The organism is Shewanella subflava (assembly GCF_025971955.1).
Classification (GTDB): Bacteria; Pseudomonadota; Gammaproteobacteria; order Enterobacterales; family Shewanellaceae; genus Shewanella; species Shewanella subflava.
This window is the reverse complement of the sequence record NZ_JAPDMX010000033.1, coordinates 368,120-380,427: the sequence shown is the minus strand read 5'-3', so window position 1 is coordinate 380,427 and position 12,308 is coordinate 368,120. Positions and strand designations below refer to the sequence as shown.

The following is a 12,308-nucleotide window of genomic DNA, read 5'->3' as shown; positions in this document are numbered from 1 at the left end:
AGTTTGTGGTGTATGCTGCGTTGACAGTTTACGGGCTACAGGTATCCTAGCCAACATAAAATCAAAATAAAGGAATGATCCATGTCGTTAGCTGAAGTTCGCCATGATTGGCAAAAAGCAGAAATTGAAGCATTATTTGCTTTGCCAATGAATGACTTACTGTTTAAAGCCCATAGTATACATCGTGAAAGCTTTGATCCTAACGAAGTGCAGATCAGCCGTTTATTGTCGATTAAGACCGGTGCTTGCCCTGAAGATTGTAAATATTGTCCTCAAAGTGCGCGTTATGACACCGGCCTTGAAAAAGAACGTTTATTGGAAATAGAAAAAGTCATCACCGAGGCTAAAAGCGCTAAAGCTGCAGGCGCGTCGCGTTTTTGTATGGGCGCGGCATGGCGTAATCCGCGTGAGCGTGACATGCCTTACTTAACCCAAATGGTTAAAGACGTAAAAGCATTAGGCATGGAAACCTGCATGACCTTAGGCATGTTGTCTAAAACGCAATCTGATCAATTGGCCGAGGCAGGTTTAGATTATTACAATCACAATTTAGACACCTCACCTGAGTATTATGGCGATGTCATTACCACCCGAACCTATCAAAACCGTATTGATACCTTAACTAACGTGCGAGCATCTGGGATGAAAGTCTGTTCAGGTGGCATCGTGGGCATGGGCGAGCAAGCATCTGATCGCGCCGGTTTGTTACAACAATTAGCCAATTTAGCTCAGCACCCAGATTCAGTACCGATCAATATGTTAGTTAAAGTAGCAGGTACGCCATTTGAAAAAATTGACGATTTAGACCCATTAGAGTTTGTTCGTACTATTGCGGTTGCGCGCATCATTATGCCGAAATCTCGGGTACGTTTATCGGCGGGGCGTGAAAACATGAGTGATGAACTGCAGTCGATGTGTTTCTTTGCTGGTGCAAACTCGATTTTCTACGGCTGTAAATTGTTAACCACGCCTAATCCTGAAGAAAACGACGATATGAGTCTATTTAAGCGTTTAGGTTTACATCCTGAGCAAGGCCCTGTTGCCAATATTGATCAAGATAGCCAGATAGTGGCTAAAGCCAGCGCCCAAAAAGATAAAGCGACTAAACAGTTTTATGATGCTGCGGCTTTATAAACATTTTTCCAGATTGAATAGGTATAGCTGTTATTTGCGATGACATTAAGTTGCCATCGCATTCAGTTAACCCCATCATAAATTGGCAGAGTCATGGCGCATCCTCTTACTGAGAAAATCACTCAACAATTAACCCAGCAGCAGGCTAGCGGTTTGCTGCGTCAGCGTAAAATGGTAGGTACTGATCCTGCTAATGTGGATTTTAGCCACAATGATTATCTTGGTTTAGCCTCATCAACTGAGTTAGCCCAAGCACTCTATCAAGGTGCATTAACCTATGGGGTTGGCAGTAAAGCCTCGCCTTTGGTCAGTGGTTATGGTGCTGCACATCAGATGCTTGAACAAAAATTATGTGACATCACAGACCATCAAGCCTGTATGTTGTTTTGTTCAGGTTTCAGTGCCAACAGCGCACTGATGAAAACCTTATTTGATAGAACGGATGTGGTCATCGCCGACAAGCTAGTTCATGCCTCTATTATTGATGGCCTTGTTGATAGTGGTGCCAAATTAGTCCGTTATCTTCATAATGATATAGACAGTGCCGCGCGCCTTTTAGCCAAACACCCAAACAATGTACTGATCACCGAAAGTGTGTTCAGCATGGATGGTGATATTGCCCCCATCAATGCATTGAGCGCGCTTTGTCAGCAACATAACAGCTGGCTGATAGTGGATGATGCCCATGGCTTTGGCGTGGTGGACCCTCGTGGTTCAGCGGCTATTACCGCCAAACAAGTCGATATTCAAATAGTTACCTTTGGTAAAGCCTTAGGTTGCCAAGGCGCGGCTATTTTGGCTAGTCAGGATGTGATTGATTTTTTAGTGGCCAATACGCGTCATTATATCTATTCGACCGCGTTGTCTCCGGCGAATGCCTACTTGGCGTATGCCGCCATCGAGTTAATCGAGAAATCACCTCAATTACAAACTCAGCTTAATGATAATATCAGCTTGTTCAGAGCGTTAGCATCGCAAGCGGGAGTTAAATTGACGGCCTCTCAGACCGCGATTCAGCCAATCATTATTGGTGATAATACATTGACCATGACAGTGGCTGACTCACTGGCTCAAAAAGGCTTTAAGGTTGGGGCGATACGTTCTCCCACAGTGCCTGTTGGCAGTGCAAGACTGCGTATCACGCTTAATGCTAAGCATACCTCTGCGCAAATTCACCAACTTGTCGCTCAGCTTGCTTTGCTATTAATCGACCAGCCAAACGAGAATCCATAGATGTTAGATAAGTCGGTTGCCGATACCTTTTCCCATGCGGCCAGTCTTTATAAACAACATGATGTGTTACAGCGGATCACCGCCAAAACATTGTTGAATCATGCCACATTAACAGGCCACCTAGCCGATATTGGTTGTGGCCCTGGTACCCGTTTTAGCGATTTTGAAGAGGTATCAACCGTTACCGCAATTGATATTGCCGCAGGTATGCTTGAGCAGGTTAGCTTGAATTATCCGCAATACTTAACCCTTAACTGTGATGCTCAAGCTTTGTCGTTAAGCGCCAATAGTGTTGACAGTGTGTACTCAAACCTTGCGCTGCAATGGTGTGAAGATTTCCCTAAAGCCGTTAATGAAATAGAGCGCGTGTTGGTTGCGAACGGTTTTTGTAATCTCGCCATTGTGGCCGATGGCAGTTTACCTGAGCTACAAACGTTGGGTTTTAGAACGAATCAATTTGCCAGTATGCCGCATTTGCTAAGTGCATTTGGTGTTAAAGATGCAGCAACACCATTAAGCAATAACCGTTGGCAGGTGTTGCAAGCCAAAGTAGAAAAAGTCACTGTTTATTTTGATGATTTACGCAGTTTATTATATTCAATTAAAGGTGTTGGCGCATCAGCGGGGCAGGCAGGTAGCCAATCACGAGCGATGTTATCAAAATCCGCATGGCAAGAGCGGGTGTTATTAGCACAAGGGCTTGCCACCCCAAAGGGGATTCCTTTGACTTACCACATTGCGTATATCTATGCACAGAAGCGTTAGTTTCGATATTAATGGGTATTTTTCATTCTTTTAAAATAGGAAGATGATGATTTATTTTGTAACGGGTACCGATACCGATAGTGGTAAAACCTTAATTTCTTCCGCGTTACTTTTTTTAGCTCAAGGTAAAAAGTGTGGCTTTAAACCGATAGCATCGGGTTGTGTGTTAACGCCTGATGGATTACGAAATGCCGATGCACAAGCTTTGATGGCACAATCAAACATGGGCTTACGCTATCAACAAGTGAATCCTATTGCATTTGAACCCGCCATAGCACCGCATATCGCGGCTCAACAAACCGCAACTGTGTTAGATGCCAAAGCGGTCGTTTCTCAACTGTTGTCGACGCCGATATTTACGGCTGATTTTGCCTTAATTGAAGGTGCTGGAGGCTGGCGATTACCTTTGGGGGGTAATCAGTATTTGTCGGACAGCGTTAAGCAACTGGATACTTATGTCCAAACTTATCAAGGCGAACGAGTCGGTGTTATTCTGGTTGTAGGTATGAAACTGGGCTGTTTAAATCATGCCTTATTGACTCTGCAAGCGATTGAAGCTGATGGTTTAAAGGTGGTGGGCTGGGTGGCAAATCAGGTGGATGCCAACATGAGTGAGATTGCCGCCAATTTAGTCAGTTTACAACAAATGATCACCGCCCCTTATTTAGGTTATGTGCCTTATTTAGCGCAGCCTAGTGCTGAGCAAGCCGCAACATACTTAAGGTTTGATGCTATTAGCCTAAAAGGGAATTAAAAATACAAAAGGCTTAATCAGATTTGATTAAGCCTTTAAAACGGGCCTGAACAAACATAGTTGTATGTCTCGCCTCAGGATATTTCATCTTTAAGCCTTAAATGTGCTCCAAATCGGCGCATGATCAGAGGGTTTTTCGATGCCGCGTAACGCATAATCAATATCAGATTCGACTAGGTTTGCCACTAAAGATGCCGTTGCTAAAATCACATCTATGCGCAGTCCACGGTTATCATCAAAGCCCTTGCTGCGATAATCAAACCACGAATAACGTTCAGTCCGTGCAGGGTGCAATTGACGGAAACTGTCAATTAATCCCCAATCTAACAAGGTTTTTAACCACTCACGCTCTTCAGGCTGAAAACTACACTTTCCCGTTTTTAACCAACGCTTGGCATTTGGCTCACCAATACCAATGTCTAAATCTAGCGGCGAGATATTAATGTCACCTATGATAGCGATATCTTCATCAGGCGTATGATGCGTATGTAAATGGGTCATTAAATCTTGATAAAACTTACGCTTTGCAGGGTATTTTGTTTCATGATGAATACTTTCGCCCTGGGGGAAGTAACCATTCATTACGGTTAATACTCGGCCATTATCTTGCATAAATTGACCAATGATTAATCGGCGCTGTGCGTCTTCAGCATCATTATCAAAGCCTTTTAGCACTTTTAATGGCTCAGCTTTAGACAACATAGCCACACCGTAATGGGCTTTGCCACCATGGTAGTGCACCTTATAACCCATGGCTTCAATATCTGCAACTGGAAAAGCTTCATCATGCACTTTGGTTTCTTGTAAACCAATGATATCAGGCTGATGGCTGTCAATTAAGGCTTGTAATTGATGCAGGCGAGCACGTAATCCGTTGATGTTAAATGAGACGATTTTCATTACGGCAGTACACGCTTAAAGGGTTTAACTACCACGCTTTTATATACGCCAGCAGCAATATATGGATCCACATCGGCCCATGCTTGGGCTTCTTCTAATGAAGCAAAATCAGCCACCACCAGTGAACCAGTAAACCCTGCTTCACCTGGATTTTCATTATCGATGGCAGGATGTGGCCCAGCGGTTAATAAGCGGCCTTCATCGGCCAACGCTTGTAAACGAGCAAGGTGATCTGCGCGCACGGATAAACGTTTTTCTAAACTGTTTTCAACATCTTGAGAAGAGATCATATACCACATAGTCAAGGCTCCATTTGTTTAATAAGGTCGATGTAAAGCAACTTTGTTGTCTAAAATAGGGTTTACAAATTTACCCCGTTATTGCGGGGTTTCTTCGGGTGGTTTTTCCATATGCTTAAATAAATAAACCACGGTTAACACTGTATTGATTAAGGTCAGTGCAGTTAAACCAAACACTTTAAAATTAACCCAGGTTTCTAGCGGTAGGCTAAAAGCAACGTAGATGTTTACGATGCCGCAGATCATAAAAAAGGCTACCCAATACCAAGTCACCTGTGCCCAAATATTGTCTTTTACTTGGATTTCTTTGCCAAGCATGCTTTTAAGTGCAGGTTTGCCCATTAATTGAGTTACTGCTAAACCCACTGCAAATAAGCCGTAGACGATGGTGACTTTCCATTTGATGAATGCATCATCATGAAAAAACAGGGTTAATGCACCAAATACTGTCACCATAGCGAAGGTGATTAAATGCATTTTTTCAATCTGTTTATACAGTAAATAGGTGACGACAAGTTGAATGGCCGTGGCTGCAATCAATGCGCCTGTGGCGGTATAAATATCTGCAAACTTATACACGGCAAAGAAAATAATTAAAGGTAAAAAATCAAGCAGTTGTTTCATATTAATTCGTATTCACTGTGAGTATTAAGGCGGGTTAGCCTCATCAAAATAAGGCCAGAGTGTACCATGTATCTGCGCATATCGAGAACCCTTGTGCGACTGAAAAGCGTGCTTAGTAGATTAACAATGATTCATTGCTAATCCTCCCGATAGCAGGGCATGTTTAACTTTGTTAATTTTTTAACCTCAACCCTTTGCTAACCAACACTTATTAAATGGTTACTTTGAAGGGCGGATGCACTTTGTGGGTTTTGCGCTAACCTTCTAGTCATTTACCTTAAAATCATCATGTTGCGATAGATAAAGGAGCCAATGTTTATTGACTCCTTTTTGATGTTAATTGAGGGGTATTGTGGGTGATATTTTTTCTAATGCCGTTAACCACAGCTGCGATTCTTTTAATAATTCAGCACTTTTAGGCGACAGTAAAGGGTTGTTAATTGCAAATTCTATTCGTTTATCTAGCTCGGCTTTTGCGATAACACCCTCAGTGATAGGGTGATTGTAAAATAGCTTATCAAAACTGCCATCATTAATAGCCAGTCGTAATCCATATTCTATCCGCTCAGCCAGCAGGGTATTTTTTTTATTAACAAAAAAGTAGATGGGTGAGGCATATCGTAATAACAAATGCTGTTCTAATTCAATGTCATCACTGCGAGCTAATTCATCCCAGGGTTCATGGATTGCACGGGGAAAGTAATCAAAGCGGGCTTTAGACAGCATGGCCAATAATTGACTGGCGGATCCTGAAACCACCTTAAAGCCATTTTGCTGCAAAATTTCTGTATCTGGCCAATCGCTTCCTTGCCCAATGATAATGTGTTTGAGTGCCTTGATTGAGTCAATTTGATTAAACCGCGCTTGATCGCCTTTACGAATAATCCCAATACGATAGCCCATTAGACCTTTAAGCAGCGGAATGTATACAGCTTGAAGTTGATTCTCCCTTTCTATTGATGTCATGGTCCAAACAATATCAAGATGTTGTTCGGACTCAACTAACTTGATGGTACGCCCTTGTGGCATTTCAATAACCACTGGAGTCATTTTATAAGGGCCATACTTGGGCTCGCTTTTGCTCATGGCCATTTCAAGCAACGAAATATAATAGGCTTGTTTGGGGTCTACAAACTGGACTGATAAATTATACCTTACTTCCGTCACAGAGGCTTGGGCTGTATTTGCATGAACCCAAAAACTTAATGGTATAAGGCAACTGACTAATAATATGAAATAAATACGGGTTTTCGGCATGGCATCCTGTCCATTAGCGAGTCATAGCAATGAATATTGTAAGCAGTATAGCAGCTTAACAAAATGGAGCCGAAATTGGCTCCATTTTTAGGTGAATCAAATGACCACAATTACAAGGCGGTAGCGGCCTTCATGCTGGAAGTGAACTCAGCCAGTTTAGCCAGTAAAGTGGCTTCATTATGCTGATAAGCCTCAATAATTTTGACTACTGCAGATCCTGAAATGGCGCCAGCAGCACCTGATTTTATTGCCTCACGTACCTGTGAAGGCTCAGCAATACCAAAGCCTAATAACGGTGGCGGCGCATTAAACTCAGCCAATTGTGCCAAAATTTGCTCAACAGGTGTGCCTGCTTTAGATTCGGTTCCGGTGACACCCGCGCGTGATAAAAGATAAGTGTAACCCGCGCCGGACTCACTAACCTGTTTAAGTGTGTCAGTGCTGGCATTTGGCGGTGCAATAAATATCGGGTCTATACCATGTGCTTTCGCGGCTTGGCTAAAGGGTGTTGATTCTTCAACTGGCACATCGGCAATTAATACCGAATCCACTCCAGCGGCTTGTGCCTTGGCATAAAAGTGATCAATTCCGTTAGCAAAAACCAGGTTAGCATAAAGTAATAGGCCGATTGGTAATTCAGGGTACAACGCCCGGACTTTGGCTATTAATTCAAAGCAATCTTCTGGCGTGGTTCCCGCGGCCAGTGCACGTAAGTTTGCCCCTTGAATCACTGGGCCATCTGCTAATGGATCTGAAAATGGAAAGCCAAGTTCTAGCGCATCGGCACCATTTTCGACTAAGGTTTTAATGATGTTAAAAGACAAATCTAAACCTGGATCACCTATGGTTACAAATGGCACAAATGCACCTTGTTGCTTGGCTTTTAATGCGGCAAATGCTGCCTGATATCGATTACTCATTGCCGCTCTCCTGTGCTTTGGCTGCTAAAATGTCTGAAACAGTGAAAATATCTTTATCGCCTCGGCCGGATAAGTTAACCACTAAAATGGTCTCTTTAGTGGCTTCTTTAGCCATTTTTACTGCATATGCTAACGCATGAGCCGACTCTAACGCGGGAATAATACCTTCAGTACGGGCCAGTAATTGGAACATGTCTAAGGCTTCATCGTCGGTCGCCGACTCGTAACGTGCGCGACCAATGGCATTTAAATGCGCATGCTGTGGGCCTACTGATGGGAAATCTAAACCGGCAGAGACCGAGTAAGACTCTTCAATTTGACCATGGCTATCTTGCATTAATGGCGCTTTCATACCAAAGAAAATGCCCGTTTTACCGTGCTTGAGTGGCGCACCGTGCATTGGCGTATCAATGCCTTTACCAGCAGGCTCAACGCCAATTAGCTCAACCGAGGGTTCATCAATAAAGTCGGCAAACATGCCGATGGCGTTTGAACCGCCGCCAACACAGGCAATAACAGCATCTGGAAGACGTCCTTCTTTTTCTAACATTTGCTTTTTCGTTTCTTCACCAATAATACGTTGAAACTCGCGCACTATTGTCGGAAATGGATGCGGGCCAGCCGCTGTACCCAATAAATAGTGGGCTTTGTCATAACTGCCTGACCAATCACGCATTGCTTCATTACATGCATCTTTGAGTGTTGATGAACCCGAGGTGACCGGGATCACTTCCGCCCCCATGAGTTTCATTCTAAACACGTTTGGCGATTGACGTTCAACGTCTTTTGCACCCATGTACACTTTACATTTAAGGCCCAATAATGCACAGGCAAGTGCGGTAGCAACACCATGTTGCCCAGCGCCTGTTTCAGCGATAATTTCTTTTTTACCCATACGTTTAGCGAGTAACGCTTGTCCTAACACTTGGTTGGTTTTGTGCGCGCCGCCATGGAGTAAATCTTCCCGTTTAAGGTAGATTTTTACCATCGGATTAGGGCTTAAGTTACGGGTTAGCGTTAACGCGGTTGGACGGCCAGCGTAGTTTTTCAGTAAGTCGGTGAACTCGGCTTGAAATTCAGGATCTGCTTGTGCTTCAACAAATGCCGTTTCGAGCTGTTTTAATGCGGGGACTAAAATTTGCGGGACGTACATGCCGCCATATTCGCCGAAATAAGGGTTCAGCTTTAACTTATCCATAATATTGTCCTATTGTTCAATCGATTTAGCACTTTGACTAAGTCAGCGATTCTAATGAATTTTGCATTATGGGCTCAGCCTATTTGTGGCTGAGTCCTCAATTTGTGTTAATAACTGAGATGTTCAGTTTTGTCTGAGTGAGCTAAACACTTGTGCCAGTAATACGTGGTCTTTTTTAGCTGGACTTACCTCAACACCTGAGTTGAAATCTAAACCGTAAAATCCCTGTTGTGAGGCCTCATAGGCATTGCTGGCCGATAATCCGCCCGCCAACATGGCTTGCGATTTATTTGCAATAGCAAGTTGCCAATCAAATTGTTGCCCTGTGCCACCAAACTGAGCCTGGGTTTTGCTGTCATATAAATATCTATCTGCGCCTTTGGGGGCGGGGGATATTTGTTGTGTTTCACTATCAACCGCAACGGCTTTCCAGATTTGGCAAGTTAGATTTAATGCGGCAAATTGCTGCGATAGTGCGGCTATTTCAAGTTCTGTTTCATTGCCATGTAACTGTACTGCATGCAGTGTTAATGCTTGAGCTGCTGCGACAATATCGTGAGTGTCGGCATTAACAAATACGCCAACCAAATTAAGGCTTATGTGCTGTGCTTGCATTTGAGCGACTAGGGCTTGTGCCTGCGCTAAAGTGACAGAACGTGGTGATTTAGGATAAAAAATTAACCCACCAAAAACACCACCTAATGTAGCAACAGCTTGTATGTCTTCGATTTGAGTTAAGCCACAGACTTTATGATTACCGAATATTAACTGACGGCAGGCTAAATCGATATCATCTTGCGCCATAATTGAGCTACCCACAAGATAACCATCAACCAAAGGGTTAAGGCGTTGAATTTGATGATGATGATAAATGCCTGATTCGCTAATAACTACTCGGTCAGCCGGTATATGCGGCGCTAATATTTCGGTTGTGGCTAAATCTGTCGATAGATCACGTAAATTACGGTTGTTTATACCAATAATCGGTGCATTGAGATCAATCGCGCGTTGCAATTCAGCTTCGTTACTCACTTCTGTTAAGGTATCTAATTGATATTTAGCAGCTTCTGCGGCCAATACACGATATTGTGCATCATCGAGCACTGACAACATCAGCAATACCGCATCAGCACCTTGGTGGGCGGCTAATTTAACCTGATATACATCAACAAAAAAGTCTTTACACAATATCGGTTGGCTCACTCTAGCGCGTACCTTGGGAATGTAATCCATGTCGCCCTGAAAAAACTGCTCATCAGTTAACACCGAAATACCCGCAGCATATTTGCTATAAATGTCTGCAATAGCCTCAACATCAAACACAGGGCGAATTAACCCTTTAGAAGGACTGGCTTTTTTACATTCAAAAATATATTGCGCATTAGGCTGCTTTAACGCATCGAATAAACTGCGGTCAGATATTTTAGGTTGTAAACTTACCTCAGGGAAGCGCAGTTTTAATGCCGCGATATGGGCAATTTTAGTATCGACAATACGGGTTAGTACATTACTTATTGGTGGCGTTTGTTGGCTCATTCTATCGTTACCCTTGTGTTGGCGCTGAGGTTTGGCTGATGGCGGCAAGTTCAGTGAGTACATGCATTGCTTTGCCACTGGCTAAGGTTGCTAGCGCCAGTTGGGTTCCTGCCTGTACTGATTCGGCAACACCGCTGATATATAATGCGCAACCTGCATTAATGGCGACAGCATCGCGATGAGCCGCTTCACCTTGGCCCTGTAAAATAGCTTTGGTGATTTGGGCATTCTCACTTGGCTCGCCGCCCGTGAGTAAACTGATATCTGCACGCGTTACGCCTAGCGCTTCAGGGGTCAGGGTATAAAATCTAATTTCACCATTATTAAGCTCGGCCACCTGCGTCTCGCCATGTAAAGCGACTTCATCTAAGCCACTGCCATGAACCACCATTGCGCGTTTTACACCTAACGCATTGAGCACATTCACGATAGGTGCTAATAAGGTTGGTGTGTAAACACCCAGCAGCATAAATTCAGGCTTGGCAGGATTAATTAATGGGCCCAAAATATTGAAAATGGTACGCGTTTTTAATGCTTGGCGAACCGGAACCGCGTGGCGAACACCCGCATGGTAATGCGGGGCAAATAAAAAGCATAAACCGAGCGTATCGATTGCCGCGCAGGATGCTTCTGGCGTCATGGTCAGCCCAATTCCGCAATGCGCCAGTAAGTCAGATGAACCTGATTTACTGGAAACACCACGGTTACCGTGTTTGGCGACTTTAGCGCCGGCCGCTGCGGCAACAAATGCTGCAGTCGTTGAAATATTAATCGTATTAAAACCATCACCACCGGTGCCGACAATATCGACAACCCCAGTGCTAATAGACTGTTGGCTGCGAGTAAAAGGCTTGGCTGCTTGACGTAATGCATCCGCAGCGCCGGTAATTTCATCAATGGTTTCACCGCGCATTTTTAAAGCCACTAACATGCCTGCCATGGTGATAGGGTCCATTTCACCTGCCACGATATTGGCAAATAAGCTGGCACTTTGTGCACGCGTTAACGCATTACCTTGATATAAGCTATCTAATAAGGCTTGGGTTGATGTTGCTGATGTTGTCATTATCGGCCCCCTTGAGACATTGAGGTCGTGGTTAGGTAGTTTAGTGTTTGGGTAAGCAGCTGACTCCCTAAAGTGGTGAGTATCGATTCTGGATGAAACTGAAAGCCCACCGCTTTATGTGCATCATGTAAAATAGCCATTGGCATATCATCGGTTGTGGCGATGACTTCAAGACAATCTGGCACCTTCGTTGCCACTAAACTGTGGTAACGCGCGACAGGTAAAGGCGAGGGTAAATTGGCAAATACGCCTTGACCGCTGTGAACCGTCGGGCTGGCTTTACCGTGCACCACAAAAGGTGCGCGTTCTACTTTGCCGCCATAGTATTCCACCATGGCTTGGTGTCCCAAACAAATGCCTAACATGGGCACTTTTCCTGCTACTTTAGCGATTAATTCCATCATGCAACCGGCTTCGTGCGGCGCGCCTGGGCCAGGTGATAACACCAATGCCGCCTGTTGAGTTTCATTGAGTAATTTTTCTGCTAAATAGTCAGCGCTAACATCATTTCGATAAATCAGAACTTCAAAGCCTAAGCTTCTAAATTGATCCACCAAGTTGTAAGTAAAAGAGTCAAAGTTATCCAGCAAATATAATTTCATTTTGGCTGTTGATGGCGTAA

13 protein-coding genes are annotated in these 12,308 nt (G+C 43.9%); 4 read left to right on the top strand and 9 right to left on the bottom strand.

The genetic code is table 11. From position 1 onward, the window contains the following. Positions 1 to 81 precede the first annotated feature (81 nt). From bioB to bioD, 4 genes are all read left to right on the top strand, one after another. A complete protein-coding gene (bioB, locus tag OHT75_RS17390) occupies positions 82 to 1,134 on the top strand; it encodes a biotin synthase BioB (protein ID WP_264728900.1) in 1,053 nt (350 codons plus the stop codon). Between the two features lie 93 nt (positions 1,135 to 1,227). Further along, positions 1,228 to 2,367 carry an aminotransferase class I/II-fold pyridoxal phosphate-dependent enzyme gene (locus tag OHT75_RS17385; RefSeq protein ID WP_264728898.1) on the top strand — a complete coding sequence of 380 codons (1,140 nt, stop codon included), beginning with the start codon at positions 1,228 to 1,230 and terminating at the stop codon, positions 2,365 to 2,367. After that, the gene (locus OHT75_RS17380) at positions 2,368 to 3,132 is read left to right on the top strand and encodes a methyltransferase domain-containing protein (protein ID WP_264728895.1); all 765 of its coding nucleotides are present in this window, start codon (positions 2,368 to 2,370) and stop codon (positions 3,130 to 3,132) included. A gap of 49 nt (positions 3,133 to 3,181) precedes the next feature. After that, a complete protein-coding gene (gene bioD, locus OHT75_RS17375) occupies positions 3,182 to 3,886 on the top strand; it encodes a dethiobiotin synthase (protein ID WP_264729083.1) in 705 nt (234 codons plus the stop codon). A 90-nt stretch (positions 3,887 to 3,976) separates the two neighbouring features. Here the strand turns inward: bioD and xthA are convergent, their stop codons facing one another. The 9 genes from xthA to OHT75_RS17330 all read right to left on the bottom strand — a co-directional run bounded on the left by xthA (position 3,977) and on the right by OHT75_RS17330 (position 12,288). Beyond that, positions 3,977 to 4,786, bottom strand: a complete 810-nt coding sequence (xthA, locus tag OHT75_RS17370; RefSeq protein ID WP_264728893.1) for an exodeoxyribonuclease III — start codon at positions 4,784 to 4,786, stop codon at positions 3,977 to 3,979. Further along, a complete protein-coding gene (locus OHT75_RS17365; protein WP_264728891.1) occupies positions 4,786 to 5,085 on the bottom strand; it encodes a YciI family protein in 300 nt (99 codons plus the stop codon). Before OHT75_RS17365 ends, xthA begins: the two co-directional genes overlap by 1 nt. Positions 5,086 to 5,163: 78 nt before the next feature. Then, positions 5,164 to 5,709 carry a septation protein A gene (locus OHT75_RS17360; RefSeq protein ID WP_264728889.1) on the bottom strand — a complete coding sequence of 182 codons (546 nt, stop codon included), beginning with the start codon at positions 5,707 to 5,709 and terminating at the stop codon, positions 5,164 to 5,166. Between the two features lie 336 nt (positions 5,710 to 6,045). Next, positions 6,046 to 6,966 carry a type 2 periplasmic-binding domain-containing protein gene (locus tag OHT75_RS17355; RefSeq protein ID WP_264728887.1) on the bottom strand — a complete coding sequence of 307 codons (921 nt, stop codon included), beginning with the start codon at positions 6,964 to 6,966 and terminating at the stop codon, positions 6,046 to 6,048. Between the two features lie 110 nt (positions 6,967 to 7,076). Continuing rightward, entirely contained in the window at positions 7,077 to 7,886 is an 810-nt protein-coding gene (trpA, locus tag OHT75_RS17350) for a tryptophan synthase subunit alpha (protein ID WP_264728885.1), read from the bottom strand. Beyond that, a complete protein-coding gene (gene trpB, locus OHT75_RS17345) occupies positions 7,879 to 9,084 on the bottom strand; it encodes a tryptophan synthase subunit beta (protein WP_188842986.1) in 1,206 nt (401 codons plus the stop codon). Before trpB ends, trpA begins: the two co-directional genes overlap by 8 nt. A 123-nt stretch (positions 9,085 to 9,207) precedes the next feature. Then, complete coding sequence (gene trpCF / locus OHT75_RS17340) at positions 9,208 to 10,683, bottom strand: bifunctional indole-3-glycerol-phosphate synthase TrpC/phosphoribosylanthranilate isomerase TrpF (RefSeq protein WP_406682048.1); 1,476 nt, start codon at positions 10,681 to 10,683, stop codon at positions 9,208 to 9,210. Beyond that, positions 10,628 to 11,686, bottom strand: a complete 1,059-nt coding sequence (gene trpD, locus OHT75_RS17335) for an anthranilate phosphoribosyltransferase (protein WP_264728881.1) — start codon at positions 11,684 to 11,686, stop codon at positions 10,628 to 10,630. Before trpD ends, trpCF begins: the two co-directional genes overlap by 56 nt. Continuing rightward, a complete protein-coding gene (locus OHT75_RS17330) occupies positions 11,686 to 12,288 on the bottom strand; it encodes an aminodeoxychorismate/anthranilate synthase component II (RefSeq protein ID WP_264729079.1) in 603 nt (200 codons plus the stop codon). Before OHT75_RS17330 ends, trpD begins: the two co-directional genes overlap by 1 nt. Between the last annotated feature and the right edge of the window lie 20 nt (positions 12,289 to 12,308).

Bases quoted from the DNA above. Each gene is read 5' to 3' on its own strand.
- bioB (WP_264728900.1), top strand. From the start codon at position 82: ATGTCGTTAGCTGAAGTTCGCCATGATTGGCAAAAAGCAGAAATTGAA.
- OHT75_RS17385 (WP_264728898.1), top strand. From the start codon at position 1,228: ATGGCGCATCCTCTTACTGAGAAAATCACTCAACAATTAACCCAGCAG.
- OHT75_RS17380 (WP_264728895.1), top strand. From the start codon at position 2,368: ATGTTAGATAAGTCGGTTGCCGATACCTTTTCCCATGCGGCCAGTCTT.
- xthA (WP_264728893.1), bottom strand. From the start codon at position 4,786: ATGAAAATCGTCTCATTTAACATCAACGGATTACGTGCTCGCCTGCAT.
- OHT75_RS17365 (WP_264728891.1), bottom strand. From the start codon at position 5,085: ATGTGGTATATGATCTCTTCTCAAGATGTTGAAAACAGTTTAGAAAAA.
- OHT75_RS17360 (WP_264728889.1), bottom strand. From the start codon at position 5,709: ATGAAACAACTGCTTGATTTTTTACCTTTAATTATTTTCTTTGCCGTG.
- OHT75_RS17355 (WP_264728887.1), bottom strand. From the start codon at position 6,966: ATGCCGAAAACCCGTATTTATTTCATATTATTAGTCAGTTGCCTTATA.
- trpA (WP_264728885.1), bottom strand. From the start codon at position 7,886: ATGAGTAATCGATATCAGGCAGCATTTGCCGCATTAAAAGCCAAGCAA.
- trpB (WP_188842986.1), bottom strand. From the start codon at position 9,084: ATGGATAAGTTAAAGCTGAACCCTTATTTCGGCGAATATGGCGGCATG.
- trpCF (WP_406682048.1), bottom strand. From the start codon at position 10,683: ATGTACTCACTGAACTTGCCGCCATCAGCCAAACCTCAGCGCCAACAC.
- trpD (WP_264728881.1), bottom strand. From the start codon at position 11,686: ATGACAACATCAGCAACATCAACCCAAGCCTTATTAGATAGCTTATAT.
- OHT75_RS17330 (WP_264729079.1), bottom strand. From the start codon at position 12,288: ATGAAATTATATTTGCTGGATAACTTTGACTCTTTTACTTACAACTTG.